The sequence below is a fragment of the Bradyrhizobium sp. WSM1417 genome (assembly GCF_000515415.1).
Taxonomy (GTDB): Bacteria; Pseudomonadota; Alphaproteobacteria; order Rhizobiales; family Xanthobacteraceae; genus Bradyrhizobium.
This window is the reverse complement of the sequence record NZ_KI911783.1, coordinates 7,206,051-7,232,824: the sequence shown is the minus strand read 5'-3', so window position 1 is coordinate 7,232,824 and position 26,774 is coordinate 7,206,051. Positions and strand designations below refer to the sequence as shown.

29 protein-coding genes are annotated in these 26,774 nt (G+C 63.6%); 28 read left to right on the top strand and 1 reads right to left on the bottom strand.

Annotated elements, in window-relative coordinates; genetic code table 11:
- Positions 1-11 precede the first annotated feature (11 nt).
- The 27 genes from flgA to BRA1417_RS0135225 all read left to right on the top strand — a co-directional run bounded on the left by flgA (position 12) and on the right by BRA1417_RS0135225 (position 23,991).
- On the top strand, positions 12-488 hold the full coding sequence (gene flgA / locus BRA1417_RS0135355) for a flagellar basal body P-ring formation chaperone FlgA (protein WP_051448437.1): 477 nt from the start codon (positions 12-14) through the stop codon (positions 486-488).
- Positions 485-1,615: a flagellar basal body P-ring protein FlgI gene (gene flgI, locus BRA1417_RS0135350; RefSeq protein ID WP_007595884.1), complete on the top strand. Its 1,131-nt coding sequence runs from the start codon at positions 485-487 to the stop codon at positions 1,613-1,615. The genes flgA and flgI overlap by 4 nt, the downstream gene beginning before the upstream one ends.
- Positions 1,616-1,679: 64 nt before the next feature.
- Positions 1,680-2,438, top strand: coding sequence for a MotE family protein (locus tag BRA1417_RS0135345; RefSeq protein ID WP_027519859.1), 759 nt, complete (start codon positions 1,680-1,682; stop codon positions 2,436-2,438).
- Positions 2,439-3,134, top strand: a complete 696-nt coding sequence (flgH, locus tag BRA1417_RS0135340; protein ID WP_018453966.1) for a flagellar basal body L-ring protein FlgH — start codon at positions 2,439-2,441, stop codon at positions 3,132-3,134.
- Positions 3,135-3,176: 42 nt separating this feature from the next.
- Entirely contained in the window at positions 3,177-3,620 is a 444-nt protein-coding gene (locus BRA1417_RS0135335; protein WP_027519858.1) for a flagellar basal body-associated FliL family protein, read from the top strand.
- Positions 3,617-4,357 carry a flagellar type III secretion system pore protein FliP gene (fliP, locus tag BRA1417_RS0135330; RefSeq protein ID WP_007595877.1) on the top strand — a complete coding sequence of 247 codons (741 nt, stop codon included), beginning with the start codon at positions 3,617-3,619 and terminating at the stop codon, positions 4,355-4,357. The genes BRA1417_RS0135335 and fliP overlap by 4 nt, the downstream gene beginning before the upstream one ends.
- A 264-nt stretch (positions 4,358-4,621) precedes the next feature.
- Positions 4,622-5,530 (top strand): flagellin, encoded by a 909-nt coding sequence (locus BRA1417_RS0135325; protein ID WP_027519857.1) that lies wholly within the window; start codon positions 4,622-4,624, stop codon positions 5,528-5,530.
- Between the two features lie 268 nt (positions 5,531-5,798).
- Complete coding sequence (locus BRA1417_RS0135320) at positions 5,799-6,710, top strand: flagellin (protein WP_027519856.1); 912 nt, start codon at positions 5,799-5,801, stop codon at positions 6,708-6,710.
- A 300-nt stretch (positions 6,711-7,010) separates the two neighbouring features.
- A complete protein-coding gene (fliF, locus tag BRA1417_RS0135315; RefSeq protein ID WP_027519855.1) occupies positions 7,011-8,642 on the top strand; it encodes a flagellar basal-body MS-ring/collar protein FliF in 1,632 nt (543 codons plus the stop codon).
- Positions 8,639-9,346, top strand: a complete 708-nt coding sequence (locus tag BRA1417_RS0135310; protein ID WP_027519854.1) for a hypothetical protein — start codon at positions 8,639-8,641, stop codon at positions 9,344-9,346. Before fliF ends, BRA1417_RS0135310 begins: the two co-directional genes overlap by 4 nt.
- Positions 9,347-9,352: 6 nt before the next feature.
- Positions 9,353-10,684, top strand: coding sequence for a MotB family protein (locus tag BRA1417_RS0135305; RefSeq protein WP_027519853.1), 1,332 nt, complete (start codon positions 9,353-9,355; stop codon positions 10,682-10,684).
- Positions 10,681-11,871 carry a chemotaxis protein gene (locus BRA1417_RS0135300; RefSeq protein WP_027519852.1) on the top strand — a complete coding sequence of 397 codons (1,191 nt, stop codon included), beginning with the start codon at positions 10,681-10,683 and terminating at the stop codon, positions 11,869-11,871. The genes BRA1417_RS0135305 and BRA1417_RS0135300 overlap by 4 nt, the downstream gene beginning before the upstream one ends.
- Positions 11,868-13,205: a flagellar hook-length control protein FliK gene (locus tag BRA1417_RS0135295; RefSeq protein WP_027519851.1), complete on the top strand. Its 1,338-nt coding sequence runs from the start codon at positions 11,868-11,870 to the stop codon at positions 13,203-13,205. Before BRA1417_RS0135300 ends, BRA1417_RS0135295 begins: the two co-directional genes overlap by 4 nt.
- Positions 13,156-13,737, top strand: a complete 582-nt coding sequence (locus BRA1417_RS0135290) for a transglycosylase SLT domain-containing protein (protein WP_027519850.1) — start codon at positions 13,156-13,158, stop codon at positions 13,735-13,737. The genes BRA1417_RS0135295 and BRA1417_RS0135290 overlap by 50 nt, the downstream gene beginning before the upstream one ends.
- 94 nt (positions 13,738-13,831) lie before the next feature.
- Positions 13,832-15,073, top strand: coding sequence for a flagellar hook protein FlgE (locus tag BRA1417_RS0135285; protein WP_027519849.1), 1,242 nt, complete (start codon positions 13,832-13,834; stop codon positions 15,071-15,073).
- 33 nt (positions 15,074-15,106) lie between these two features.
- Positions 15,107-16,585 carry a flagellar hook-associated protein FlgK gene (gene flgK / locus BRA1417_RS0135280; RefSeq protein WP_027519848.1) on the top strand — a complete coding sequence of 493 codons (1,479 nt, stop codon included), beginning with the start codon at positions 15,107-15,109 and terminating at the stop codon, positions 16,583-16,585.
- Between the two features lie 3 nt (positions 16,586-16,588).
- On the top strand, positions 16,589-17,635 hold the full coding sequence (locus tag BRA1417_RS0135275; protein WP_027519847.1) for a flagellar hook-associated family protein: 1,047 nt from the start codon (positions 16,589-16,591) through the stop codon (positions 17,633-17,635).
- A gap of 67 nt (positions 17,636-17,702) precedes the next feature.
- Complete coding sequence (gene flaF, locus BRA1417_RS0135270; RefSeq protein ID WP_027519846.1) at positions 17,703-18,047, top strand: flagellar biosynthesis regulator FlaF; 345 nt, start codon at positions 17,703-17,705, stop codon at positions 18,045-18,047.
- Positions 18,047-18,457 (top strand): flagellar biosynthesis repressor FlbT, encoded by a 411-nt coding sequence (flbT, locus tag BRA1417_RS0135265; RefSeq protein ID WP_027519845.1) that lies wholly within the window; start codon positions 18,047-18,049, stop codon positions 18,455-18,457. Before flaF ends, flbT begins: the two co-directional genes overlap by 1 nt.
- Before the next feature lie 14 nt (positions 18,458-18,471).
- Positions 18,472-18,885: a flagellar hook assembly protein FlgD gene (gene flgD, locus BRA1417_RS0135260; protein ID WP_027519844.1), complete on the top strand. Its 414-nt coding sequence runs from the start codon at positions 18,472-18,474 to the stop codon at positions 18,883-18,885.
- The gene (gene fliQ, locus BRA1417_RS0135255) at positions 18,882-19,148 is read left to right on the top strand and encodes a flagellar biosynthesis protein FliQ (protein WP_018453982.1); all 267 of its coding nucleotides are present in this window, start codon (positions 18,882-18,884) and stop codon (positions 19,146-19,148) included. Before flgD ends, fliQ begins: the two co-directional genes overlap by 4 nt.
- Positions 19,149-19,241: 93 nt before the next feature.
- A complete protein-coding gene (gene flhA, locus BRA1417_RS0135250) occupies positions 19,242-21,323 on the top strand; it encodes a flagellar biosynthesis protein FlhA (RefSeq protein ID WP_027519843.1) in 2,082 nt (693 codons plus the stop codon).
- Positions 21,320-22,072 (top strand): flagellar biosynthesis protein FliR, encoded by a 753-nt coding sequence (fliR, locus tag BRA1417_RS0135245; RefSeq protein WP_027519842.1) that lies wholly within the window; start codon positions 21,320-21,322, stop codon positions 22,070-22,072. Before flhA ends, fliR begins: the two co-directional genes overlap by 4 nt.
- A gap of 6 nt (positions 22,073-22,078) precedes the next feature.
- Positions 22,079-22,498, top strand: coding sequence for a hypothetical protein (locus tag BRA1417_RS0135240; protein ID WP_027519841.1), 420 nt, complete (start codon positions 22,079-22,081; stop codon positions 22,496-22,498).
- Positions 22,495-22,980, top strand: a complete 486-nt coding sequence (locus tag BRA1417_RS0135235) for a rod-binding protein (RefSeq protein ID WP_027519840.1) — start codon at positions 22,495-22,497, stop codon at positions 22,978-22,980. The genes BRA1417_RS0135240 and BRA1417_RS0135235 overlap by 4 nt, the downstream gene beginning before the upstream one ends.
- 43 nt (positions 22,981-23,023) lie before the next feature.
- The gene (locus BRA1417_RS0135230; RefSeq protein ID WP_027519839.1) at positions 23,024-23,536 is read left to right on the top strand and encodes a hypothetical protein; all 513 of its coding nucleotides are present in this window, start codon (positions 23,024-23,026) and stop codon (positions 23,534-23,536) included.
- Positions 23,533-23,991, top strand: a complete 459-nt coding sequence (locus BRA1417_RS0135225) for a hypothetical protein (protein WP_018453988.1) — start codon at positions 23,533-23,535, stop codon at positions 23,989-23,991. The genes BRA1417_RS0135230 and BRA1417_RS0135225 overlap by 4 nt, the downstream gene beginning before the upstream one ends.
- A 175-nt stretch (positions 23,992-24,166) precedes the next feature.
- Here the strand turns inward: BRA1417_RS0135225 and BRA1417_RS0135220 are convergent, their stop codons facing one another.
- Positions 24,167-24,937 carry a response regulator transcription factor gene (locus BRA1417_RS0135220; RefSeq protein WP_027519838.1) on the bottom strand — a complete coding sequence of 257 codons (771 nt, stop codon included), beginning with the start codon at positions 24,935-24,937 and terminating at the stop codon, positions 24,167-24,169.
- A gap of 819 nt (positions 24,938-25,756) precedes the next feature.
- On the opposite strand from BRA1417_RS0135220, the gene BRA1417_RS0135215 reads away from it, so the two are divergent.
- The gene (locus BRA1417_RS0135215; RefSeq protein WP_027519837.1) at positions 25,757-26,761 is read left to right on the top strand and encodes a hypothetical protein; all 1,005 of its coding nucleotides are present in this window, start codon (positions 25,757-25,759) and stop codon (positions 26,759-26,761) included.
- Positions 26,762-26,774 lie beyond the last annotated feature (13 nt).

The window sequence follows — 26,774 nt, the reverse complement described above, 5'->3', positions numbered from 1 at the left end:
CCGGTGTATCCATGTTGAACAGGATGGGCTCGATCAAGCGCGGGTTGGCCGCCGTGCTGCTGGTTCTCGTCTTCGCGCGAGTCGCGGCGGCCGAGGAGAAGCGGCTTCCCGTGCCGGCCGTCTCGATCCGCGCCGGCGAGCTGATCCGGGACGACATGATCACCGAGCGGGCCTTCGCGTCCAACGTGCTCGGCGTCGCCATGTTCATCGAAGGACGCCAGGTCCTGGTCGGCCGCATGGCGCGCCGCGCGCTGCTCCCCGGCCAACCGATCCCGACCAACTCGGTGGAGGATCCCTGGACGGTCGCTCGCGGCGCGATGGTCAAGGTCGTGGTCGAAGACAGCGGCCTGTCGATCGTGACCTACGGCGCAGCGATGCAGTCCGGCGCGCCCGGTGCGCTCATCCCGATACGTAACACCGATACGGGCGTGATCATCAGGGGCATCGTCCAGCCGGACGGCACCGTCAAGGTCGTGGACGGGTCATGACCAGAGTCCTGCTTGCGCTCGTCCTGCTCGTTTCCGCCGCCAGCGCCCAGGCCGCCGTCCGCATCAAGGACATCGCGGATATCAAGGGATTGCGCGAAAACCAGATCGTCGGCTACGGCCTCGTCATCGGCCTGAACGGCACCGGCGACACGCTCCGCAATGCGCCGTTCACGGAGCAGTCCCTGCAATCGATGCTCGAGAACATGGGCATCAATGTCAGGAACGAGACCACGAGCACCAACAATCCGCCGCGTCCGACGACGCTGCGCACGCGCAATGTCGCGGCCGTGATGGTGACCGCGGACCTGCAGCCCTCGATCGGTGCGGGCGAGCGCATGGACGTGACGGTGTCGTCGCTCGGCGATGCGACTTCGCTGCTCGGCGGCACGCTGGTGATGACGTCGCTGCGCGCGGCGGACGGCGCGGTCTATGCAGTGGCGCAAGGCGCGGTCACGGTCGCCGGTTACAGCGTCGGAGGCCAGGCCCAGAACGTCAGCCAGGGCACGCCGACCGCGGGCCGCATCCCGAACGGCGCGTTGGTCGAGCGCGAGGTGCAGGGTAGTCTCCATGAAATGGAGTATCTTGTGCTGGAGCTCAAGAACCCCGACTTCGTCACCGCAACGCGAATCCTCGACGCCATCAATCGCTACGCAGGCGGACGCTACCGCGCGCAGATCGCCTTCGAGCGCGACTACCGCACCATCGTGCTGTCGAAGCCGCGCCACATCGGCCCGGTCCGCTTCCTCGCCGAAATCGGCGAGCTGACCGTCGAGCCGGACACGCCGGCGCGGGTGGTGATCAACGAGCGTACCGGCACGGTAGTGATCGGACGCGACGTACGGATATCGACCGTTGCCGTGACGCACGGCAATCTGACGGTCCGCGTCACCGAGCTTCCCGTGGTATCGCAACCGGCGCCCTTCTCGAAGGGGCAGACGGTGGTCGTACCCCAGACCGTGGTCGAGGCCAACGAGGCCGGATCGCAGGTGGCGATCCTGAGCGGCGTCGATCTCCAGCGCCTGGTGCGCGGCCTGAACCAGATCGGCCTGAAACCATCCGGCATCATCGCGATCCTCCAGGCGATCAAGACGGCCGGCGCCCTCCAGGCGGATGTCATCGTGCAATGACGCGCAAGCGCCCTGCAAGCTTGGTCGCTCAATGCTCTCTCGACCGAGAATCGCACGCGGACCGATGTTGAAGCTGGATCATAAAGCTAAACTCCTCCTCCTGGTCGCGGCCTCCGCGCTCGCGAGCGCTTCGCCCGTTCTGGCGCTGGATGAGGCCAAGCCGTCGAAGCCGCTCAACCTGCTGTCCTTCGCGCGCGCCCGCGCGCCTGGCTCGCAGAAGCCGATCTCGTCGATCCCGAGCGACAATGCGTCGATGCGGGCGACGGCGTGGGCAGCCGAGGATTCGGGACCGGCGACCACGGCTGCCGTGCCGGCCTCCGAGAAGCCCGCGCCGGCACCCACAGCCGCGCCGCGACCGGCCAAGCCCGGCAGCGTCACGGCGCCGCCGAAGCCGGTGCCACCCCCGGCCGCTGCAACCGCGGACAACGAAGTCGCCCTGTTCTGCAGCAATGTCGCCGACCCCGCCGTCGATGCAAGACTGGCCTGGCAGCTCAAGGAGCTGGAGAAGGCCGAGAACCAGCTGCGCGAGCGGATCGCCGAGGTCGAGGCCAAGCGCGCGGAATATGAGAAGTGGATGGCGTTGCGCGACGACTTCCTGAAGAAGGCCGAAGCGAGCGTCGTCGAGATCTACTCGCGCATGAAGCCGGACGCCGCCGCAACCCAGATCGCCGGGATGGCGGACGAGACGGCTGCGGCCGTGCTCGCAAAGCTCAGCCCGAGGAGCTCGAGCGCAATCTTCAACGAGATGGAGACGGGGCGCGCGGCGCACCTCGCCGATCTGCTCGGCGGAATGCGTCGCGTGGATGACGGAAAGACCAAATAGATGAAGAATCTGATCCTCATCCTGTCGCTGTTATCGCTTGCCGGATGCGTCACTGATCCGGCCGAGGTCCTGACTGGCCCGCGATTGTCGCCGGTCGGGAGCGGCCTGAGGACGCAGGCCGATCCGATTCCCGTGACGCCCCGCATGCACTCGCCCGTCAGCTATCGCTCGACCTGGGACGACGGCACCGACCTCTACCGCGATCCCCGCGCCCGGCGCGTCGGCGACGTCGTGACGGTGATCATCTCGATGCAGGACAAGGCCAAGCTCGACAACAAGACCGGCCGTTCGCGCGATTCGCAGATCAAGTTCGGACTCGACTGGCTGATGGACGTCGCGGGATGGCAGGACAAGGGCTCGACGAGCGCCAACCTCAACACCAACACCCAGATCAAGGGCAACGGCCAGATCGACCGCACAGAGGATATCAAACTGTCGATCGCAGCCATCGTCACCGACGTGTTGCCGAACGGCAATATGATGATCAGCGGCTCGCAGGAATTCAAAGTCAACACGGAAATGCGCGTGCTCAACGTCGGCGGCATCGTGCGTCCACGCGATATCTCGCGAACTAACACGATCTCCTACGAGAAGATTGCCGAGGCGCGCGTGGCCTATGGCGGCCGCGGAAATCTCTCGGACGTGCAGCAGCCTGGATGGGGACATCGGATCTATGACGCCGTGGCACCGTTCTGAGATGCGCGACCGTCGGGCCGCGTCACGAGGGCAGGGGACGTCATGCGCCTGATTGCGGCCGTCCTGGTGCTGACCCTGGTCGCGATCGGCGCGGGCGCGCTTGCAGGCCTGCATCTGTTTGCGGCCGCCGAACGCGTCGCCGATGCGAAGAAAACCGCCACGCCGCCGCCTCTTGCCTCGAGCTACGCCGGCAGCGCGCGGCTCAGGAAGCTGTCGCCGATCGTGACCAATCTCGGCGCGCCGGCCAACAACTGGGCCCGCATCGAAGCTTCCATGGTGACCGACAGCATGAGCGACGAGGATGCCGGCATCCTGGCGGCCCATATCAGCGAGGACATCGTCACCTATCTGCGGTCGGCGACGGTTGCGCAGTTCGAGGGATCGCGCGGGCTTCAGCATCTGCGCGACGACCTGACCGAACGCGCCAATATCCGCTCCTCGGGCAAGATCCGCGAATTGATCATTGAGACGTTGGTGATTCAGTGAAACTGAGAGTCCTGCTGCTTGCGTTGCTCCTGGTCGTGCTGCCCGAAGTGGCACTGGCCCAGATTCCGGACCTCAATTCGCTGCTGCCGCCGGGCAACGGCTCGACCAGCGGCCGGATCATCCAGTTGATGGCGGTGATCACGGTGCTGTCCGTGGCGCCGGGACTGCTCATCATGGTGACGAGCTTCACGCGATTTGCGGTGGCGCTGTCGTTCCTGCGCGCCGGTCTCGGCCTCCAGACCACGCCGGCCAATCTGGTGCTGATCAGCCTCGCGCTGTTCATGACCTTCTACGTGATGGCGCCGACCTTCGACCGCGCCTGGGAGACCGGCATCCAGCCGCTGATGAAGAACGAGATCTCGGAGGAAGAGGCCTATCTGAAGATCACCGATCCGTTCCGCGAATTCATGCTGGCCCATGTTCGCGACAAGGATCTGCAGACCTTCGAATCGCTCGCCGCGGAGAGCTTCCGCAGGAAGTTCGACGACAAGCGCGTCGACATGCGCGTCATCATTCCGGCCTTTATGATTTCCGAGCTCAGGCGTTCGTTCGAGATCGGATTTCTCATTATCCTGCCGTTCCTCGTGATCGACATGATCGTGGCGACGCTGACCATGTCGATGGGAATGATGATGATGCCACCGACGATCCTCGCACTGCCGTTCAAGATGCTGTTCTTCGTGCTGATCGACGGCTGGAACCTGCTCGCCTCCGGGCTGGTGCGGTCGTTCTCGTGACGGCAACGAGCGCCAGAGGGATGGTTATGGTTAGCGGGAAGTACCGGATTATGGTTAGCAATAGGTACTGTTAACCAACTGATTTTACAGCGCAATTCAAGCCGATCTTAATCCGCGCGCAAGATTCGGCGTGCTAGCAATGCGTCACGGCGGGTTGGACCCCACCAACATCAGTCCAAAGGCATGATGCCGCCCCTCCGTACCGGTGAAAGCCCGGTATGTCCCCTCGTGAAAATGTAACGCGTACATAAAGGGACATTCGCAATGTCAAGCCTGCTTACGAACTCGACCGCCATGACCGCACTCCAGACCTTGCGGTCTGTGAGCTCGCAGCTCTCCACCACGCAGACCCGCATCTCCACCGGCCAGCGCGTCTCGACCGCTTCGGACAACGCTGCCTACTGGTCGATCGCGACCTCGATGCGCGCCGACAACGCCGCGCTCTCGGCGGTCTCCGACTCGCTCGGTCTGTCGGCCGCGACCGTCGACACCGAATATACCGCTCTGACCACGGTCATCGGCGACAAGGACTCCGGCCTGACCAAGCTCCAGTCCCTGCTGGTCGAAGCCAAGACCGCCGGTATCGACCGCAGCAAGATCCAGGCCGACGTCACCCAGATCCAGCAGCAGATGAAGGCGACAGCCAATGCTGCGACCTTCAACGGCATCAACTGGCTGAGCACGACCGCCACGACGCCGACGACCTTCAGCCTCGTGTCGTCGTACTCGCGTGTCGGCGGCACGCCCACCATCGGTTCCATCACCGTGACCACCGCCAACTACTCGCTCTACACCTCGGCGCAGGGCGGCATTCTGGACACGGCCGGTTCGACCTCTCCGTCAATCGACACGATGAGCATCTCCGCGCTCACCGACTCGGCGGCTGACCAGACCACGCTCGATGGTTACATCGCGCAGGTCACCGCTGGCATCAACTCGGTGGCCTCGGCCGCCGCCAATCTCGGTGCCGTCAAGAACCGCCTCTCGACCAACTCGGACTTCGTGAAGTCGCTGATGGACTCGGTGGATCGCGGTATCGGCCAGCTCGTCGACGCCGACATGAACCAGGAGTCCACCCGCCTGTCGGCCCTCCAGGTCCAGCAGCAGCTCGGCGTGCAGGCGCTCTCGATCGCCAATAACAGCAGCCAGAGCATCCTGTCGCTGTTCCGCTAAACCTCGAACCATTCGGGGAGGGCCGCGCTTCTCGCGAAGCGCGGCCCTTTTGTTTTGGCGTGACGTCGCGCGCCGCAATTTCGGCCGCCTTGTTGCGGCAAAGACACAGAGCCACAAGCCTCGCACAAGCTTCGCGGGCTATGGTCGCCGTTACGACAGGTTGGGCCTTGACGCTTTTGCGCAGCCCAAAGGCATGACGCCGCCCTGCCGTACCGGTGCAAGTCCGGTATGTCCCCAAATTTAATTCAATCTCCAAAGGGACATCAAAATGGGTTCTAGCCTTCTCACCAACTCGTCTGCAATGACCGCGCTGCAGACCCTTCGCAACGTGAGCTCGCAGCTCGCGACGACGCAGAACCGGATCTCGACCGGTATGCGCGTCTCGACCGCCTCGGACAACGCTGCCTATTGGTCGATCGCGACGTCGATGCGCTCCGACAATGCCGCGCTCTCCGCGGTGTCCGACTCGCTCGGTTTGTCGGCTGCGACGGTCGACACCGAATATACCGCTCTGACCTCGGTTATCGGCGACAAGGACTCCGGCCTGACCAAGCTCCAGGCGCTGCTGGTCGAAGCCAAGACCGCTGGTATCGATCGCACCAAGATCCAGGCTGACATCACCCAGATCCAGCAGGATATGAAGCTCAAGGCCAACTCGGCAACCTTCAACGGCATCAACTGGCTGAGCACGACCGCCACCACGCCGGCGACCTTCAACCTGGTGTCGTCGTACTCGCGTGTCGGCGGCACCCCCACCATCGGTTCCATCACCGTGACCACCGCCAACTACTCGCTCTACACCTCGGCGCAGGGCGGCATTCTGGACACGGCCGGTTCGACCTCTCCGTCGATCGACACGATGAGCATCTCCGCACTGACCGACTCGGCAGCTGACCAGACCACGCTCGACGGCTACATCGCGCAAGTCACCGCTGGCATCAACTCGGTGGCCTCGGCCGCCGCCAATCTCGGTGCCGTCAAGAACCGCCTCGCGACCAACACTGAGTTCGTCAAGACCCTGATGGACTCCGTGGACCGCGGTGTCGGCCAGCTCGTCGACGCCGACATGAACGCGGAATCGACCCGCCTTCAGGCGCTCCAGACCCAGCAGCAACTCGGCGTTCAGGCGCTCTCGATCGCCAACCAGAACAGCCAGAGCATTCTGTCGCTGTTCCGCTAAGCCGCGGCTTCGAAAACGACCGTGCTCCCCGGGGAGCACGGTCTCCGCCGAACGGCGGATCCGACGGCACACGACGTGCCCACATCGATCTCCTGACGCACGTCCCAGGCGACACTCCGTCGCCCATCGCATCGCGATCCGACCGGCGTCCGCGTGTTGCCGACGCGCGCGATTGCGTCACTCAGTCTCTTGTAAAATTGCAACGCCTCGCCTGCGAACCGACACGTTCGTGGTCTCGCGCAACCTTCAGACAAGGTTGGCAGCAGAGTGTCCTCTACGTTCGCATTGGTATGAGGTCACATGCTGTTCAGTCGTGCGCAGATACAGCAACTGCTCAACAATCTGCTGGAGCTTGGGCCGCGACGCCTGATGGCCTTGGGATTGATCGGTTTCGCCGTTCTCGTCACCGTCGTGGGCGGCGCCTACTATCTGAGCCGGCCTGAATTCGAAACGCTCTATACCGGCCTTTCCCGCGAAGACGTGACGCGCATGGGTGCCGCACTGCGCGAGCAAAACATCACCTTCGACGTCAATACCGCCGGCGACGCGGTCTCGGTCCGTCCGAGCCAGACCATGCAAGCGCGGATGCTGCTCGCTGAGAAGGGACTGCCGACCAGCGCCAATTCCGGCTACGAGCTGTTCGACAAGATCGGTTCGCTCGGTTTGACCTCGTTCATGCAGGAGGTCACCAAGCTCCGGGCGCTGGAAGGCGAGATCGCGCGCACGGTGCAGTTGATGAAGGGCGTGAAGGCAGCGCGGGTGCATATCGTGATGCCGGTACGGGGGTCGTTCCGCGCGACGCAGCAGCCGCCTTCGGCATCGGTCGTGCTGCGCACCGACGGCGCGATTGAGGCACGCACGGCGCAGTCGATCCGCCATCTCGTCGCGGCGGCGATCCCGGGCATGAGCCGCGACAAGGTCACGGTGCTGGACGCCGACGGTTCGATGCTGCTTGCCGAAGAGGACGAGGCAACTGCTGCTCCGACCAAGATGGCGAGCCTGCAGAAGACGGTCGGCGGAATGGTGCAGGAGAACATCCGCAAGGCGTTGACGCCGTATCTGGGCCTCGACAATTTCGAAGTGAGCGTTGCATCGCAGCTCTCCACCGACAAGCGGCAGACCAACGAGACCGTCTACGATCCGGAGAGCCGCGCCGAGCGTTCGGTGCGGAACGTCCGCGAGAACGAGAAGTCACAGAACGCGGACCGGTCGCAGCCGACCACGGTGCAGCAGAATCTTCCCGACCAGCAGGTGAACGCCGGCGGCACCAAGAATTCCAGCGAGGACAAGACCCGCCGCGAGGACGTCACCAATTTCGAGGTCTCATCCAAGACCACGACGACGGTGAGCGACGGCTATTCGGTGAAGAAGCTGTTCATTGCCGTGCTGGTCAACCGTGGGCGGCTCATTGCCGACCTGGGCGACAAGAGCAACCAGGCCATCGTCGACAGCAAGCTCGCCGAGATCAGCCAACTCGCAGCCACCGCCGGCGGCCTGGACAAGGCGCGCGGCGACCAGATCCAGGTGACGGCCGTCGATTTCATCGAAGGCTCGCGCGAACTGGCGCCGGTGCCGCCGATCAGCTTCGTCGAGATGATCAACAAGCAGCTCGGCAGCGTCATCAACGCCGTCACGATCCTGGCCGTAGCTTCGATGCTGGTGTGGTTCGGACTTCGTCCTGCGGTCAACGGCATTTTGACCCATCGCGCGGCACAGGAGCAGACCGAGGCGGCAGAAGCCGCCCAGCTCGAGTCGGCCGCGGGTGCCCTCGCATTGGCGGACAGCGAAGAGGCCGAGCTCAACCTGGTCGAAGACCTCGAAGGCAAGATGCAACGAACGCCGCAGAAGCGGCTGGAGCAGATCGTCCGTCTCGATCAGATGCAGGCGGCAGCGATCCTTAAAGACTGGATGCGACGCGAGGAGGCGGCATGAACGCGGCAATCGGAAAGCTCCTGACGCAGTTCGACGCGAACGGGCGGGTCAAATCGCCTCCGCCTCCACCGCCGCCCAAAATCCAGGATGTGCTGACGAGGCCGAAGGAAGCCCGGCGCGAGCCGCAACCGCAGCTCCAGACCCATTCGCAACCGCAGTCGCAGCCCCAGCTTCAGTCGCCGCCTGTGGCGCCGAAGGCGGAAGCCCCGGCGGCCAATCTCCTGGACGATGCCTTTCGGCGCGGCCATGCGGCCGGCGTCGCGGAGGGCGAGTCCAGGATCGCCGAGGAAAGAGTTCGCAGCGCGATCCGCCTCGGCGAAGAGCGGGCCAAGTGGTCCGACCAGCAGGCGGTGACGGTCGTCAGCGGCTTCGAGACGGCTTGCCGCGAAATCGAGACCAACATCGCGAGCTCCGTTGCGCGGATATTGCTGCCGTTCCTCGCCGATGCGGTCCGCGACAAGGCGATCGGCTCGCTGGTCGAGCAGATTGCGGCGCTGACCGGCAATTCGCCGGTGCCGGTGTTCAAGGTCACCGGCCCAAGCGAACTGCTCGACCTGGTGAAGACGCAGCTCGGGACGGCCCGGCGAACGGGCTTCGAGTATGAGGCCGCCGATACATTCGAGGTTCGTGTCGTGGCCGACCAGACCGTGATCGAGACGCAGATCACGGCCTGGAGCGAGCGCCTGAAAGAGGCGCGCCGGTAGTCCGTCATGAATGAAGTCAAGTCAGAACTGGTCATCATCCGCCGGCGGAGCGCCTTCGACGACGAGAAACCGCACGGCGGCGTTTGGAAGATCGCCTATGCGGACTTCATGACCGCGATGATGGCGTTCTTCCTGGTGATGTGGCTGATCAATGCGCTCAACCAGGATCAGAAGCAGGTGGTCGCGAGCTATTTCAATCCGATCAAGCTCGCGGAGAACGCACCTGCCCCGAAGGGGCTTAAGGATCTCTCCAAGAAGGAGCCGTCGTCGTTCGACGGCCAGGACGGCAGGCGCCAGCCGGGAGGACCGAGCGAGGAACGTCGCGGTGACTCTCCGACGGCCGAGAAGCCGCCCTTCTACGAGGAGAAGGTCCTGTTCCGCGATCCCTATACGACACTCGCCGAGATCGCCAGCAGCGCGAACCAGGCCTCGGGCCAGCGGCGCGCCGGCGCTTTGACGTCCGCCGAAGAGGATGGCCTCAAGGGAGGCGACGCCTACCGCGATCCGTTCGACCCCGGCTATTGGAAGCTTGCGCCGCAGGCACCCAAGGATGCCGATCGCATCATCGAGCCCAAGCCCGAGCTCAAGCCGAATGCGTCCGCGCGCGACACTGCGTCCGGCACAGGTGAGGGCGAGCCGCAGGCACGCCGAGCCAGGCAGGACGATGCCGGCGGAAGCGTGGCCCCGAACGCCGATGCGTCGTCCGCAAATCTGTCGGCTCTGCTGCCGCCGGGGCCCGCGCCATCACAGGCCTCACGCGAAGGGAGCGCGCAGCCGGGCGCCCAGGCTGGTAATCAAGTCAATGCCGCCGCGCAGCCGCGTCCCAACGACACGACGAAGGAATCCGAGCCACGCGACGCGGCTCAGGCCCAGCAACTAGCGGTCAAGCAGCTTCAGTCGGCGATCGCCGACGCGCTGTCGGACGTCAAGGCTGGCGCCGGACCGGTGGCCGAGGTGCGTCAGGTTGAGGAAGGCCTGCTGATCAGCCTGACCGACGATGCCAACTTCGGCATGTTCGCGGTCGGCTCTGCTGAGCCGCGGCCCGAACTCATCCGTGTGATCGACAAGATCGGCCCGCTGCTGACGAAGCGTCCCGGCGTGATCATCGTCCGCGGCCACACCGACAATCGGCCGTACCGTTCGGAGACCTATGACAACTGGCGACTGTCAACGGCCCGTGCGCAGATGGCCTATTACATGCTGGTCCGCTCCGGCGTCGATGCGCAGCGCATCGAGCATGTCGAGGGTTATGCCGATCGGCGGCCGAAACTTCAAAACGATCCGGCGGCTGCGCAGAATCGCCGGATCGAGATCATGGTCCGGGAGAAGCGTCCTTGATCAGGCCTCTTCTCTGCGCCGCGCTGCTGATACTGCTGTCGTTCACGGTGGCAGGCGCATTCGCCGAGCCGGCACCGATGGTATCGGCATCGGGCGAGCCATATGAACTCGTTCGGGCGTTGCAGGCCGTGCAGGACGGCATCGCCAACGGCGATAGCGCGGCGCACGGCAGCCACAGCGCGTTGATCCGGCAGATCGGCGAAAAATTTCTCGCAGCCGATCCGGGCGTGTGGAGCAACCCGCAGAACGGCCAGGCCGCCGTCATCTACCTGCTCAGCGGCGGCGCGCCGCAAATCATCCGCAAGCTGCCGCGCGACAAGCTAAACGTCGATGGACGGCTGTTCGATGGCGCGCTGGCCTATGTCGAGGGTCGTCAGGACGAAGCGCGCGAACTGCTCAAGGACGTCAAGCCGCGGACGGTTCCGGCGGGCCTGGGCGGGCAGCTCGCGCTGGTCCAGGGCGCGCTGTTCGCACGCGCCGAGGCATCGCTTGCAATCGAGCGTCTGGATGACGCGCGCCTGCTCTTGCCGGGCACATTGGTGGAGGAGGCCGCGCTGCGGCGCGAGATCCTGTTGGTCGGGCAAGCCGAGGATTTCGACAAGTTCGAGTTCCTGACGCTGGCCTACATCCGCCACTACCACAACTCGGTCTATGCAGGAGACTTCTGGCAGCGTTTTTCCACGGTTCTCACGCAATCGAGCCTCGCGCTCGACGAGCGTCGGTTTGCGCGGATCACCACCCTGCTAGAGCAGATCGACCGCGCGAGCCGCCTCAAGCTCTATCTCGTGATCGCGCGGACCGCGATGGTGCGCGGAGGGCTGGTCGTGACCCGGCTTGCCGGCGAACGCGCGCTGGCGCTCAGCGCCGATGCCTCGGCGGAGCGCGAGCGGGCGCATCTATTCCGCGGCGTGTCGCGGGCGCTCACAGACGAATATGACGGCGGTCTCGCCGAGTTGAAGGCGCTCGACCGGTCGAAGCTGCCCGAGCGCGACATTCCCTTTCTCAATGCAACGGTGCAGCTCGCACTCGACGTTCGCAAGCCGTTCGCTGGCGGATCCGCCGCCGCAGCCGACAAGCCTCCGGTCACGCCGGCGCGTCTCGACCTCGCGTCGTCGACCGCAACGCTTGCGCGCGCGCGGAAGCAGCTGGGAGAACTCGAACTTCTCACCAGGGATCGCCGTCCATGACGAAGCTCAGTGGAACCTCCGGACAGGTCTTTTCGAGTCTCGCCGAAAGCCTCAACATGCGGGGCACATCGCGCTCCGGTAAGAGCGCCGGGGCGAAAGCGCCGGCGGACTCGTCCTTCAACGATCTGCTGCACACCGTCTCGAATCTCGCGAAGCGGGCGCTCAACGACGAGGGCAGCGACACGGCCGCGAAAGCCGGAACGCTGCGGACGCGACTGGCGCACCACAGCGGGAAGGCCAACGCGAACGACGAGACGGTGCACAACCGTAACGCGGCGGCCGAGGAGCCCGGATCGAACGAGAAACCCACCGAGAAATCGTCCGGGAAACATGGATTCCTCGATCCTACCGAGCAGGCCAACGTCCAGAGCCGATCGAGCATTGCCGGGATCATCGGACAGGAGATCGTCGCCGGGCCGCCGGTCGTGATGCCGCAGATGCAAGCACCGACCGGCGACAAGAAGGATTCGTCCGGGCGTGACGAGCGGTCTTCCACGACGAAGCGCGACGTTCAGGCCTTGGGCATGGCGAAGGCGACGACAGCCGAGCCCGCGTCTCCCGCGGCTCCAACCGCCGCGCATTCGCACGCCGCGGCGTCGCACGCGACGGCTGCCGACCAGGCGACATCGCCGCAAGGCAGTGAGCCATCGCCGAAGCCGACGGCACCCGGCTTCGAGGCCGTCGCGGCCAATGTCGAGCGTGCCGCCAGGGCTTCGGCGCGGGACGCATTGCCCGAGACGACCAAGGTCACCGTGGTCCAGCAGGAGACCCATCTGCCGCCGGTGCAGTTCAACGCTCCGCAGCAGGTTGCCAACGCCGTTATCGCCGAGCTGAAAGAAGCTCCAGCACCGACGGCGTCCGCAGCTGCAGATGTTGCCGTGTCCCAAGCCAATGCGCCCGATCAGCCGCTCAAGATCCTGACCATCAATCTCGAGCCGCCCGCGCTCGGCAATGTCACCGTGCGCCTTCGTCTGGTCGGCAACGAAGTGTCCGTCCACCTTGCCGCCGCGCGCAAGGACACGAGCCAGATGCTGGATCAGCAGCGCGATTCGATCCGCGACCTGATGCAATCGGCGGGCTACGTCGCCGACATTGCGCCGGTCCAGCACGGCTCGCTGGATGGTTTCCAGAGCGGCTCCGGGCAGTCGCAGCCGCAGCTTTCGGGCCAGCAGCCATCGTCGCAGTCGCAAGGCACGTTCGACGGTACCAGCAATTCGTCGGGACAAGCCGACGGCGGCGCGAAGCAGGCCCGACAGGAGCGCCCGTCCAACCAGGAGACCGGTCATGACCAGGACGTGGCGCCGCAGATTCGTCGCGGCCCTGTTTATCTGTAACGCCGGCGCCGCGACTGCTGCGACCGACAATTCGCGCCCGTGCGAGCGCGAGATGGCGCGTGCGTCCCAGCAGCACGGAATTCCCCTCGGCATTCTCTACGCGGTCGGCCTGACCGAGACCGGGCGGCGCGGCGCGCTTCATCCTTACGCGCTCGGCGCCGAAGGACAGACCGTGTTCGCCAAGGACATGAACGACGCGATCGCCAACTTCGAAGCCATGCGAGCTAGGGGGATCAAGCTGATCGACCTCGGCTGCATGCAGATCAACCACTACTATCACGGCGACAAATTCGCCTCGGTCCGGGCGATGTTCGATCCCGCTGGGAATGTTGACTACGCCGCGCGCTTCCTGAAGGAGCTGAAGCAGCGTGAGGGCAGCTGGACCATGGCGGTCGCCCGGTACAATGCAGGCCCCAACAATCAGCCGGCACAGAAGCGCTACGTCTGTCACATCGTCGCGCATCTCGTCTCCAGCGGCTTCGGCGCGTGGACCGACAAGGCGCGATCGTTCTGTCAGCCCAAGACGACCTAAGGAGGCGATACCAATTTTTGCATGTTCCCCGTCATCAGCCCCGCGCAAGCAACAGCCTCCATTGTAACTGCAACCTACCAAAGGAGCCCACTTCATGAGCCTGTATGGTGTTATGCGCACCGGCGTTTCCGGGATGAGCGCGCAGTCCAACAAGCTGTCGACGGTTTCGGACAACATCGCGAACGTCAACACCACCGGCTACAAGCGGGCTTCGACCGAATTTTCCTCGCTGATCCTGAAGAGCGGCTCGGGCAATTACGATTCCGGCGCGGTCGAGACCACGGTGCGTTACGCGATCTCCGATGCCGGCAATTACCAGTTCACGACCTCGGCGACGGATCTCGCGGTTCAGGGCAACGGCTTCTTCGTGGTGCAGGATCCGAACGGCAACAACTTCCTGACGCGCGCCGGTGCGTTCGTGCCCGACAGCACGGGCAACCTCGTCAACGCCGCCGGCTTCCAGCTGATGGGTTACAACATCCAGAACGGCGCCGTGCCCAACACTTCCGCCAACGGTTTCGGCAACCTGCAGGTCATCAACGTCAATCAGATGGCGCTGCAGGCGTCACCCTCGACCAAGGCCACCGTCGCCGCCAATCTTGATCCGAGCGCCGCCTTCTCTGCTGGACCGGCCGGCCCCGCCAACTACACGTCCAAGACGTCGATCGTAACTTACGACAATATCGGAAATGCCGTGACGCTCGACGTCTACGCTAAAAAGACTGCGGCAAATACCTGGGATATGCAGGTCTACAACGGCGCGACGGCGCTTCCGTCAAGCGGGCCCAGCACCACGTTCACGTTTGACGTAAGCTCGACCGGAAAAGGCAAGCTCGATCTGGTGGGCCCGCCGCCGAGTGCGACATCGCTTACGGTGGCGATCCCCGGTGGTTCGGCTGCCTTCAACATCGACCTCTCGGCCATGACCCAGGTCGCCTCCAGTTTCGACTTCAAGGCGAACGTCGACGGCAACGCGCCCTCCGCTGTTGAGAAGGTGAACATCGACAGCAAGGGTGTGGTCACTGCCGTCCTCAAGAACGGCACTCCGCTGCCGAGCTTCCAGATCGCGCTCGCCACCGTTCCGAGCCCGGATCGTCTGACACCCGAAGTCGGCAACGTCTACTCGCCGAACCTGGATTCTGGAAACGTGCAGGTCGATGTCTCTGGCAAGAGCGGGCTCGGCACCATCCAGTCGGGTGCTCTGGAAGATTCCAATGTCGATCTCGCGGACGAGTTGACCTCCATGATCGAGGCGCAGCGAGGTTTCACCGCGAATTCGAAATCATTCCAGACCGGCGCCGATCTGCTGGACGTCGTCGTCAACCTGAAGCGCTGAGCCTCTCAGCGCTCGTTCCGGCAAGAGCAGATCATGAACCTTACCGCCGCTCTCGAATCCGCCCGCTCCTCGCTGATGGCGTCGGGCGTCCAGTCGTCGGTCATCTCGCGCAACATCGCCGGCGCCAGCTCCGCCGGCTATTCGCGCAAGATTGCCGTGCTGGACAACCTCCCGGGAACCGGCGTCTACGTGGCGGCGATCCAGCGCGCCGCGAGTTCGGGTCTCTACACCAACGTGCTGACCGCAACTTCGACGTCGGCCAAGCAGAGCGCGATCCTTGATGGTCTCCAGAAGATCGCAGCTGCCACGGTGGACGATCCGGAACTCGACCAGTCGCCGACGGCGCAGCTCAATGCGCTGAAGAAGGCGCTCCAGCAATATGCCAACGCCCCGGACAACACCACGCTGGCGCAAGCAGCGGTGACGTCCGCCAAGGACATGGCGATCGCGCTCAACCAGGCGACCCGGACCGTGCAGTCGGCCCGTGAGGGCGCCGATGCCGACATGAATACGTCGGTTCAAAACATCAATCGGCTGCTCTCCCAGTTCCAGACCGTGAATACCGCGATCGTGAAGGGGACGATCTCCGGCGACGACATCACCGACTACCTCGACCAACGCGACAGCATCGTCTCGCAGCTGTCGCAGGAGGTCGGGGTCTCGATGTCGCTCCGTCCCAACGGCGACGCGGCGCTCTATACCGACAGCGGCGTCGTGCTGTTCGACAAGACGGCGCGAACGGTGAGCTTTGCACCGACGAACGCCTATACGGCCGGCACCACCGGCAATGCGGTCTATATCGACGGCGTTCCGGTGACCGGCGCCAATTCCGCGATGCCGCTCAAGTCCGGCAAGCTTGCTGGCCTGGCCCAGCTGCGCGACAATGATACGGTTACTTACCAGAGCCAGCTCGACGAAATCGCGCGCGGCCTGGTCGATGCCTTCAAGGAAAGTGACCAGTCGCCTGTTCCGGCGCTGCCCGACGTCCCCGGTCTCTTCACCTATCCCGGCGCGCCGGCAATGCCGGCGAGCGCCACCGTCTTGGTGGGCCTCGCTGGTACGATTTCCGTTGCTGCATCGGTCGATCCGGCCCAGGGCGGCAATCCCAATCTGCTGCGCGACGGTGCGATCAGCGGCAACGTCGCATACCAATACAATACCGCCGGCAATGGCGGTTACTCGGCCCGGCTGCAGCAGCTCATCGGCGCCATGGATGCGTCGCAGCCGTTCGATGCAACCACGCAAGGCAAACCGAACGGCAGCTTGATCGACTTCGCGTCGTCGTCGACGAGCTGGATCGAAAACCAGCGCAAGACCGCCGACTCCAACGTCACCTACCAGAAAACGCTGCTCGACCGCAGCACCGCTGCGCTGTCGAACGTCAGCGGCGTCAACATGGACGACGAGATGTCGTTGATGCTCCAGGTCGAACGCACCTATTCGGCGTCGTCGAAGATCATCTCGACCGTCGACGAAATGTTGCAGAGCCTGCTGGCTGCCGTGGGAAATTAAGTCATGATGAGCGCGAACTACATCTCGACCTTGATGCTGTCGTCGTCGTTGAGGTCATCGATCACCAACAATCAGGCCGCGCTGGCCAAGGCCTCGAAGGAAGCCACCACCGGTCGCTTCGCCGATGTCGGCCTCGAGCTTGGCGCCACGACGGGAGGCGACGTCACCCTGCGGGCGGATTTGAGCTTCGCCGATCAGCTCGTCGATACCAACGGGCTGGTCTCGGGACGCCTGGACATCACGCAGAGCCGGATCACCCAGCTTGGTTCGACCGCGACGGACTTCCTCAAGGATCTGATCGCGGCGCGCAGCACCGACGGCGGCGGGCGGATCATCCTGCCGCCTGCGTCCTCCAACCTCCAGGATCTGATTGGCGCGCTGAACGTCTCCTATAACGGCTCGTCTCTCTTTGCGGGGATCAATACGCAGAACACGCCGATCACGGCCTACACCGCGGGCTCGGCCAGCAAGAACCAGGTCGATGCCGACTTCCTTGCGACCTTCGGCTTCTCGCAATCATCCCCCAGCGTGAACACCATCACGCCGGCCCAGATGCAGACCTTCCTCGACACCACCTTCGATGCCGAGTTCGCGAGCCCGGCCTGGAACACGAATTGGTCATCGGCTACCGACCAGGTGATGCAAAGCCGTATTTCGACGACCGAGATCGCCGATACCTCCGTCAGCGCCAATCAGACAGGCTTCCGCAAGCTCGCCGAGGCCTACACCATGATGGCAGATCTCGGGAACGCGAACCTGGACCAAGCGACGTTCCAGGTCGTCGTGGACAAGGCCATCGGCCTTGTCGGAAACGCCATCACTGACCTTGCGACCCTCGGCGGCGACATCGGCACGGTCCAGCAGCGGATCACCTCCGCAACCGACAAGCTCAAGACGCAGCAGGACATTCTGAACAATCAGATCGTCGGTATAGAGAAGGTCGATCCGACGGAAGCCTCCGTCAGGGTCAACACCTTGCAGGCGCAGATCCAGACGGCACTTGCGCTCACCTCGCAGCTCCAGAAGATCAGCCTCATCAACTATCTCTAACTCCAGCTCCTTCGTAAGGCGCGTAACCCTTGTCTTGTTGTTCGGTCTCCTGCGCAGAGTTGTCCTGATGACGTTTGAAGCCTATGAATCGGTCGTCGACGAGAGCGGCTATGAGGCGCGGGGCCGCGAGCGGCAGGCGCTCAGCCTCGGCATCGACCGGCTCGAGCGGATCCAGGAGGACCGCTTCAGCCTTGAGGATCTGGTCGAGAGCCTGCTCTATGTGCGGCGGCTGTGGACGATCTTCATCGAGGATCTCGCGCATCCGGAAAACGGGCTTCCGGAAAAGCTGCGCGCCGACATCATCTCGATCGGGCTGTGGGTGGTCAAGGAAGCCGACCGCCTTCGCGAAGAAAAGTCCAATGACGTGATGCAGCTCATCGAAATCAACCGCCTGATCCGAGACGCTCTTTGATGAAGATATCCTTGCGTGCGGGCGAACGGGTCTACATCAACGGCGCGGTGCTGCGTGTGGACCGCAAGGTCTCCGTCGAGCTTGTCAACGACGTGATGTTCCTGCTCGAAGGGCAGATCATGCAGGCCTCCGACGCCACCACGGCGCTGCGGCAGCTCTATTTCATCGTCCAGCTCATGCTGATGAATCCGACCGACGTCCGGGATGCTTCGGCTCTCTACGGGCAGCATCACGCCGCTCTGCTCGCGGTGTGCGAGAGCCAGGAGATGCTGGTCGGGCTTGGCGCGGTCGACGACCTGGTCGGGGCGAGCCGTTACTTCGAGGCGCTCAAGCGGATCCGGGCACTGTTTCCGGTGGAGCAGGCCATCCTGGCCGGCGCCAAGATCGATTCCCCATTCGAGGCTGCCTGACAGCGGAGAGCGACATGAACGTCACCAGCGCGACCGATAGTACCAACAAGTCAACCAGCACGACAACGACGACGTCGAGCACCGGGGTCGACTACAACACGTTTCTTCAGCTCCTCATCGCGGAGATGAAGAATCAGGATCCGACCAATCCGATGGATACCTCGCAATATATGAGCCAGTTTGCGCAGCTCTCGTCGGTCGAGCAGGCAATGCAGACAAATACCAAGCTCGACGCTCTGCTGTCTTCGCAGTCGCTGTCGCAGGCCGACGGGCTGATCGGAAAGACCGTCAGCTTCACGGACGCGACAGGAGCAAGCTTCAGCGGCAAGGTCGCTTCGATCTCCATCAACAGCGACGGCTCGGTCGCGACGCTCGAGAACGGCACGAAAGTCGCGATCGGCCCCGGTCTCACGATCAGCCAGTCATGAACGAACGGGATGCTCTCGACATCGTCCAGGCGGCGATCTGGACCATCATCGTCGCCTCCGGGCCTGCGGTCGGTGCCGCGATGCTGGTGGGTACCATCATCGCGCTGATCCAGGCCCTGACCCAGATCCAGGAGGTGACGCTGACCTTCGTTCCGAAGATCATCGTCATTCTCGTGGTCGTCGCCGTCTCGGGCTCCTTCATCGGAGCCCATCTGTCCACCTTCACCGAGATGGTCTATTCGCACATCGAGCGCGGCTTCTGATCCGGACGGCCCGACCTCCTCTGTCGCCCCTGCCACCACCCCCGCGTAAGCTTTGCACGGCAGATTACGGGCCGGATCCTCTGCCGGTGACCCATGACGGATACGTTAGCTGCTAGCCTGCCGACCCCGCGACGATTGGGCGCCGACGCCTTTTTCGCAGGCGGCATCGTGGCCATGCTCACGATCCTGTTCCTGCCCATACCGCCGATCCTGATCGATCTCGGCCTCGCATTCTCGATCGCGCTGTCGGCGCTGATCCTGATGGTCGCGCTGTGGATCCAGCGGCCGCTCGATTTCTCGGCCTTCCCGACCGTGCTCCTGATCGCGACGATCCTGCGGCTTGCGCTCAACGTCGCAACGACCCGTCTCATCCTGTCGCGCGGCGGGGAGGGGGAAAACGCCGCCGGCCATGTCGTTGCCGGTTTCTCGAAGTTCGTCATGGGTGGTGACTTCGTCATCGGCCTGATCATCTTCGCGATTCTGGTCACGGTGAACTTCGTCGTGATCACCAAGGGCGCAACGCGTATCGCCGAAGTCGGCGCCCGTTTCACTCTGGATGCCATCCCCGGCAAGCAGATGGCGATCGACGCGGATCTGTCCGCGGGCCTGATCGACGACAAGGAAGCCCAGCGCCGGCGCCGCGAGCTGGAAGAGGAGAGCGCGTTCTTCGGCGCCATGGACGGTGCCTCGAAATTCGTCCGCGGCGACGCCGTCGCCGGCCTGATCATCACCGCGATCAACATTTTCGGCGGTATCATCATCGGAGTGACGCATCACGGATTGACGCTGGCACGCGCCGCCGACGTCTACACCAAGCTCTCCGTGGGCGACGGTCTGGTAACGCAGATGCCCGCGCTGATCGTGTCGCTGTCGGCGGGCCTGCTCGTCTCGAAGGGCGGCACCAGAGGTTCGGCCGAGCAGGCGGTGTTGCGGCAGCTCGGCGGCTATCCGCGCGCGGTGTCGGCCGCCGCGCTGATGATGTTCGTGCTCGCCTTGATGCCGGGGCTGCCGACCGCACCCTTCCTGCTGCTCGGCGGCGTCATGGCCTTCGTCGGGTACTCGCTGCCGAGGCGGCAGGCAGCCCTGAAGCAGAAGGAAGATGCGCACAAGGCCGACGAACGCGCCCAGGTCGATGCCAAGGAATCCGTCAAGGAATCGCTCAAGACCGCGGAGATCGAGCTGGCGCTCGGCGGCCACCTCTCGGTCCATCTGCTGGGCTCGCGCAACGAGCTGGCGCACCGCGTGGCCAAGATCCGCAAGAAGTTCGCCAAGCAGTACGGCTTCGTGGTTCCCGAGATCAAGCTCACCGACAATCTGTCGATCGATCCCAAGGGATACCAGATCCGGATCCACGACACCCGCGTTGCCCAGGGCGAGCTCAGGCTTGGCGAAGTGCTGGTGCTCGTCGACAAGGATGGCAAGCCCGACGTTCCCGGCGAAGAGGTGATCGAGCCGGCCTTCGGCATGAAGGCGCTGTGGGTGACGGACGCGTTCACCGATGAGGTCAAGCGCCAGGGCTGCAAGCCGGTCGATAATCTGTCGGTGCTGCTCACGCATCTGAGCGAAGTGATCAGGGCCAATCTCGCCCAGCTCCTGTCCTACAAGGACATGCGCGGCCTGCTCGACCGGCTCGATCCCGAATACAAGCGACTGGTCGAGGATCTCTGCCCGTCGCAGATATCGTATTCGGGGCTGCTGGCGATCCTGAAGATCCTGCTGGCCGAGCGCGTGTCGATCCGCAACCTCCATCTGATCCTCGAAGCCATCGCCGAGATCGCGCCCCATGTGCGGCGCTCCGAGCAGGTGGCAGAACATGTGCGTACACGTCTTGCCCAGCAGATTTGCGGCGATCTCTCCGACAACGGCGTGCTCAACGTAGTCCGTCTCGGCAACCGTTGGGATCTCGCGTTCCACCAGAGCCTGAAGCGCGACGCCAAGGGCGACGTTGTCGAATTCGACGCCGATCCGCGCCTGATCGAGCAGTTTGCGACCGAAGCCAGCGCCGCGATCCGCAAGTTCACCGAGAACGGCACCAGCGTGGTGCTGGCCGTGACCCCGGAAGCGCGTCCCTACGTCCGGATGATCCTGGAGCGGGTCTTTCCGACCCTGCCGATCCTGTCGCATGTCGAAGTCGCGCGCAGCACCGAGATCAGGGCCCTCGGAGCCATATCGTGATCAGCGGCCTCACCGACAGCGTGCTGGTGACGTTCATCGTGTTCTGCCGCATCGGTGCCTGCCTGATGCTGGTGCCCGGCTATTCCAGCGTCAACGTTCCGGCCCAGGTCCGCTTGTTCGTCGCGCTCGTTACGACGTTTGCGCTGACGCCGATCCTGATCGCCGTCCTGAAACCACTTACGGACAACGCGGCGCCGCTGACCCTCGTGCTGCTGATCTGTTCCGAGCTCGTGGTCGGCAGCGTCATCGGGCTCGGCGGTCGCGTGTTCTTTCTCGCACTCCAGACCATGGCCACCGTGATGGCCAGCGCGATCGGGCTGAGCAACATCCCGGGGACGCCGGTCGGCGACACCGATCCGGCGCCGGCCCTAGTGCCGCTGATCATGACATCCGTCACCACGCTGTTCTTCATGACCGACCAGCACTGGCAGATCCTGCGCGGGCTGATGAACTCCTACGACGTCTGGCATCCGGGCGACCGGCTCGGCGGCAGCATGCCGCTCGACCAGCTCGTCGGCAGGCTGTCGGAGGCATTCGTGCTGACGCTGCGGATCGCCAGCCCTTTCATCGTCTATTCGGTCGTCGTCAACCTGGCGGTCGGCCTGATCAACAAGCTGACGCCGGCGATCCCGGTCTATTTCATCTCGGTACCCTTCGTGCTGTTCGGCGGCTTCCTGCTGCTCTACCTCACCAGCGACGAGCTCCTGACGCAATTCATGCTTGGCGTCTCCTCGTGGCTGGCGGAGTGATCGGCCATGACGTCGCGCGCGGACAAGCTCGGCCGGATGGTCTCGCTCGTGAAGCTCCAGCTCCGGCTGTCAGAGTGGCAGCTCGCGCATCTGCGGCAGCAGGAGCGCAGCTTGCAGGACGAACAGGAATGGCTGGTCGGAACTCTCAACGAGGGAAAGCCGCCGGCGGGATCATCGAGCGAATCGATCGCGCGGCGCCTGACCAGAACCAGCGTCGGCGCTCGCGTGGTTCAGGCCCAAGCCTCGCAGCAGCTCGACCAGGTTCGCGCGGAGAGCCGCCGTGTGAAGCAGTTCGAGCAAGTCGCGAAGGCGGCGCTCGCGGACAAGCTTCGCGACGCCGAGAAGCGATCGCTCGAGGAGATGACGGGAACAAGCCTCACCGTGCGCGAGTGGACGCCACGGCCAGCAAATCGGACCAAGACATGATCGTGACAGCGACACCCGACCTCGTTCTCGACGTCCTCGACGCCGCCGATCCCGTGACGCAGCGCGCGGCCACCGCGAAGCTCGACGCGCTGAAATCATCGGACACGGATTTCGCCGCCACGATGGACGCCGAGGTTGGCAAGGCCAAGACCAAGGCTGCTGCTGCCGACCAATCCGCGGCGAAGGTTTCGGAACCGCAGTCGGGTGCGGTGAACGGGGCGCCGGTGCAGGTGATCAAGGCGCCGGCATCCGGAGAGGTGTACCGCAAGTTTGAGGCCTTCATCCTCCAGACCTTCGTTGAGACGATGTTGCCGAAGGAGTCGGAGGAGGTCTTTGGCAAGGGCACGGCCGGCGGCGTCTGGAAGTCGATGCTGGCGGAGCAGCTTGGTGCTCAGCTGGCAAAGGGCAAGGGCATTGGCATTGCCAAGCAGCTCGCTGCTGCGCATCCGGCGGGACCGGACGCTACGGGCAAGGCCGGATGACGATCCGAGCAATGGATGACAGAAGTTGAAGGGTGAATTTCCTATGCAGGCACAAGAAGGCGCGGCGGCCATGGTGATGGAACAGCCGGCCGTGGACACCGAGGCGATGACGACGGCAGCCGTGTCGGGCGATGCGCTGTTGCCCGTGCTGCTGTCGGATGTCGGCGGCGAGGAGGCGAACGACGGTGCGGACGCGGCGAGATCGGACGAGGTGCGCGGCCTGTTGGCTGCGATCCGCCGGCTCGAAGGCATCGTGGAAGAGGAGACGGCGGCGCTCGCGACGGGCAAGAAGATCGACTTCGAGGAGTTCAGCGCCCGGAAGAGCCGGAGCATGCTGGAATTCGTCCGCCTGATGCGGGCTCGAATGCACCTCGGCGGCGAGGTTGAGATCACCGAGGAGATTCAGCGGCTGCGCGAGAAGCTCGAGCGCAACCGTTCCATCCTCGAAATGCATTACGATGCGGTGCGCGAGGTCGCGACCATCATCGTCAAGGCAATCAAGGACGCCGAGTCGGACGGCACCTATACCGGTCGCGCAGCACAGGACGGAAAATGATCAGACTCGTGCTAGCCGGGCTCTGGGTATGTATCCTCACCGCGGGAACGAGCTATGCCGTGGCCTATTGGAAGGAAAATGGCAGCCTACTGCCGGCAAAGGACGAATATCTCGACGGGCTACAGTACCAGAAGACGCGGGCGCTGAGCGTGCCCATGGTCGAGAGTGGCAACGTGCAGGGCTACATCGTCGCGCGCTTCGTCTACACAGTGGAGGCGCGGACCATGCATCAGCTCAACGTTCCGCCCGAGCCGTTCGTCGTCGATGAAGCCTTCCGTAGGATCTATGCCGACGACCGCCTCGATTTCAGAAAACTCGCCCGTTACGACCTCTCCATCCTCACGACGGCCATCAAGCAGCGTGTCAACGAGCGAATGCAGGCCGAAGTCGTCCAGGACGTCCTTGTCGAGGACTTCAATTACGTGTCGAAGGAAGAATTCCAGCAGAAGCCCTAGGGCATTACCGGTTCTGATTGAATCAGAAGCGAGCCTCTAGAATTATACTTACACGCGAGCCGCAGCGCCGGTATTGCCGCGCCTCTGTTCGCCATTGACGTCGCTGAAAGTACAACGGCCTCTGCGAAGGTGGTTCGCAGAGGCCGTTGCCGGTTTCGTGGCAACTCCCTATCGATCAGTTTCCGGCCGGATACGCCACTGGGGCGGCATGCGACCTGTTCAGCAGGATGCCGACCTCGTCGAGCTCCTGCATCGGCACGTCGATGGTTTCGCCGGCCGGGATGTCGAGGCGGTATCCGACGTAGCGCCGGGCCACGATTGCATCGAAGCCGAGGCGGTCGCGGAGCTTCTTGCGCAGCTTGCTGACGTGGCTCTCGATCACGCTCTCGTCGAATGTCGCTTCGAAGATGCCGTAGACCGCGTTGAAGATCTGCGTCTTGGTGACCCACTTGCCGTGGTTGCTGACCATATATTCGAGAATGCGCAGTTCGCGGCGGGGCAGGGTGAGGGCGTGGCCGGCGATCTCGGGGTCACGTCCGTTGAAGAAGACCTGGATCCTGGTCTCGCAGGGCCTCGGCAGTTCCCCGACCCGGCGGCGCGCAATCGCGGCCGTTCGGGCGAGGATCTCGCGGAGGTGTATCGGCACGTGGACGACGTCATCGACGCCCGATTCGAAGAGCTCCAGCGTGTTCTTGAGCATCTTCTGGCCGCTCATGGCGATGATGGGCGCCGAGGAGCGCTTGCGCATCGCCCGCGGCAGGCTTCCGCGGGTGTCGCAATCCCCGAGGAGGAAGGCGTCCACCGCGGCCAGATCCGATTCACTCGCAGATTGCAGCCAGTCCCAGAATTCTCCGGAGGAGAAGCCGATCGACGATACACCTTCGCGAACGAGCCCTCCGACATAGCTGTTCGTGACGCTCTCGCGATCATCAACGATAATATACATCAGTCTTTCGCCCCTGTTTCGCACTTGTTGCGGCCGGTTCGTTGTTGTGATGCCCGGCTCTACAACTGTGCTGTTTGACGATATTCCTTCCCGCGAACCGTTATTATGGTTTCGATATTCGCGGGCAGCCCTACGCATTCAGTGCCTGCGTCTCGCAGGCCTGCTACTTCGACTCGATACTGAACGCTTACTGCGTGAGGCTCGGCGGGTGTCTTACGGATCACCTCGCGGAGCGGATTGAGAAAGCGACCTAGAACAGTTGCGCCAAGTTGCTCATTGCGTCCGAACGCCACTGTACTGTGTCGATCTCCTCGCCAACTGGCGAGAATCACTTGAGTAGGACCGTAACAATTGCCGATTTCCGATCAAGCGTGCGCAACTAAGCGTTTGCTACACGTGCTTGATGCTGTTGATTCGGTTCGAGTTGTTTCTTGGTATATTCAATCGCATCAGTTGATTTGGAATTCGAACTAGTTTTGCACCCTGGCGGTTCTAAAGTTCCGCATCCCCGTATGATTACAGCTATTTTGGGTGGTGGTGCGCTTCATGCACATTGATGGGTTTTCAACCCCGGATTGACTCTCGTCATCGTCTTTCCACGTGCGACAATTCGACTCATGTATGGCGAGGCGACTCCAGCTTGGCGAAATCTTGGCGAGGGTGTGTCTTTCGAGTCGCACTCTCGCCACGTGCGTGACGCGTTTGACTCATGCGACGTCGCATCGCGCGTGATGAAAAGTGTTCGACGCGCACGTTTCAGGCAAGCTTCGGCAAATAGTGTCACCGTTCGAAAGACCGAACCGAACGGAGCATTCTCGCATGTTGTCCGATGGACAAGCTCGTCCCAACGCGACCGCCGATGTTTCCGCAGCGGCGAAACCGGCTGCGGAGACGCGCGATGCCAGAGACAATGCGGCGCCGACGGCCAAGCCATTTGCAAATACCCAGTCTTTTGCAAGTACCAAGCCCACCGCAAATACCAAGCCTGCTGTGAATACCAAGCCCGCTGCGAACACCAAGCCTGCGTCGGCAGCAGCGAGTGATGAAACTCTGGCGAAAGAGGCGCTCGAGGGTCTGAAGCGTATTCGCGCCAAGGCGCGCCTCGACAAGATGGCAATCTCCAAGCCTACGCCCATCGTGATCAAGCCGGCCGTGATCGTGGCCAAACCGCCGCCGCCGCGTCCGACATGGGTCGCGCCGCTCGCGACATTGGCGGTCGCGGCGATCCTGGTCGTCTGTGCCTGCACCGGCGTGATCGCCTATTTCGCCATGCAGCCCGCCCAGACCAACGTCGCGGCCAACACTGAGATCAGGAATCTGCGCGAGACGGTGGCGCAACTGCGCAGGCAGGTGTCGGGCGTGTCCGACAATCTCGACGGCCTGCGCACCGCGGTCGATCAATCGAGCAAGGCGACCAATGACCGTTTTGGCCGTTTTGGCGAGAATCTGGATCGCATCGAACGAGTGAGCTCGTCCTCTACGGTGAAGCTCGACAAGCTTGCCCAGGTGCAGGCCCAGGCTCCGGCGCCCGTCGCCTCACAGCCAATGCCAATGATGGCCTCGGCCGCTACGCCCGAGGTCACGGGATCGGTAGCGCCGTCCGAGCGCATTTCGGCGCCGCACAAAACGGTCAAGGGCTGGTCAGTCCGCCAGGCCTATGAGGGAATTGCGATCCTGCAGGGCCCGAACGGCGTCGTCGAGGCGGTGCTGGGACAGCAGGTGCCCGGCCTTGGCCGCATCGAGGAGATCAGAAACGAGAACGGACGTCTGGTGGTCGAGTCCAGCGGGGGCGTCATCTATTCGTCACGCAAGGCAACGCCCTGATCGAGGGCCGCCT

Coding starts and splice junctions, on each gene's coding strand:
- BRA1417_RS0135230 (WP_027519839.1), top strand. CDS start 23,024: ATGCAGGCACAAGAAGGCGCGGCGGCCATGGTGATGGAACAGCCGGCC.
- BRA1417_RS0135235 (WP_027519840.1), top strand. CDS start 22,495: ATGATCGTGACAGCGACACCCGACCTCGTTCTCGACGTCCTCGACGCC.
- fliF (WP_027519855.1), top strand. CDS start 7,011: ATGCTGTTCAGTCGTGCGCAGATACAGCAACTGCTCAACAATCTGCTG.
- flgK (WP_027519848.1), top strand. CDS start 15,107: ATGAACCTTACCGCCGCTCTCGAATCCGCCCGCTCCTCGCTGATGGCG.
- BRA1417_RS0135290 (WP_027519850.1), top strand. CDS start 13,156: ATGACCAGGACGTGGCGCCGCAGATTCGTCGCGGCCCTGTTTATCTGT.
- BRA1417_RS0135225 (WP_018453988.1), top strand. CDS start 23,533: ATGATCAGACTCGTGCTAGCCGGGCTCTGGGTATGTATCCTCACCGCG.
- BRA1417_RS0135305 (WP_027519853.1), top strand. CDS start 9,353: ATGAATGAAGTCAAGTCAGAACTGGTCATCATCCGCCGGCGGAGCGCC.
- fliQ (WP_018453982.1), top strand. CDS start 18,882: ATGAACGAACGGGATGCTCTCGACATCGTCCAGGCGGCGATCTGGACC.
- BRA1417_RS0135285 (WP_027519849.1), top strand. CDS start 13,832: ATGAGCCTGTATGGTGTTATGCGCACCGGCGTTTCCGGGATGAGCGCG.
- BRA1417_RS0135345 (WP_027519859.1), top strand. CDS start 1,680: ATGTTGAAGCTGGATCATAAAGCTAAACTCCTCCTCCTGGTCGCGGCC.
- flgH (WP_018453966.1), top strand. CDS start 2,439: ATGAAGAATCTGATCCTCATCCTGTCGCTGTTATCGCTTGCCGGATGC.
- BRA1417_RS0135320 (WP_027519856.1), top strand. CDS start 5,799: ATGGGTTCTAGCCTTCTCACCAACTCGTCTGCAATGACCGCGCTGCAG.
- flgA (WP_051448437.1), top strand. CDS start 12: ATGTTGAACAGGATGGGCTCGATCAAGCGCGGGTTGGCCGCCGTGCTG.
- BRA1417_RS0135275 (WP_027519847.1), top strand. CDS start 16,589: ATGATGAGCGCGAACTACATCTCGACCTTGATGCTGTCGTCGTCGTTG.
- flgD (WP_027519844.1), top strand. CDS start 18,472: ATGAACGTCACCAGCGCGACCGATAGTACCAACAAGTCAACCAGCACG.
- flaF (WP_027519846.1), top strand. CDS start 17,703: ATGACGTTTGAAGCCTATGAATCGGTCGTCGACGAGAGCGGCTATGAG.
- BRA1417_RS0135240 (WP_027519841.1), top strand. CDS start 22,079: ATGACGTCGCGCGCGGACAAGCTCGGCCGGATGGTCTCGCTCGTGAAG.
- BRA1417_RS0135310 (WP_027519854.1), top strand. CDS start 8,639: ATGAACGCGGCAATCGGAAAGCTCCTGACGCAGTTCGACGCGAACGGG.
- BRA1417_RS0135295 (WP_027519851.1), top strand. CDS start 11,868: ATGACGAAGCTCAGTGGAACCTCCGGACAGGTCTTTTCGAGTCTCGCC.
- BRA1417_RS0135335 (WP_027519858.1), top strand. CDS start 3,177: ATGCGCCTGATTGCGGCCGTCCTGGTGCTGACCCTGGTCGCGATCGGC.
- BRA1417_RS0135325 (WP_027519857.1), top strand. CDS start 4,622: ATGTCAAGCCTGCTTACGAACTCGACCGCCATGACCGCACTCCAGACC.
- flbT (WP_027519845.1), top strand. CDS start 18,047: ATGAAGATATCCTTGCGTGCGGGCGAACGGGTCTACATCAACGGCGCG.
- flgI (WP_007595884.1), top strand. CDS start 485: ATGACCAGAGTCCTGCTTGCGCTCGTCCTGCTCGTTTCCGCCGCCAGC.
- BRA1417_RS0135215 (WP_027519837.1), top strand. CDS start 25,757: ATGTTGTCCGATGGACAAGCTCGTCCCAACGCGACCGCCGATGTTTCC.
- flhA (WP_027519843.1), top strand. CDS start 19,242: ATGACGGATACGTTAGCTGCTAGCCTGCCGACCCCGCGACGATTGGGC.
- BRA1417_RS0135220 (WP_027519838.1), bottom strand. CDS start 24,937: ATGTATATTATCGTTGATGATCGCGAGAGCGTCACGAACAGCTATGTC.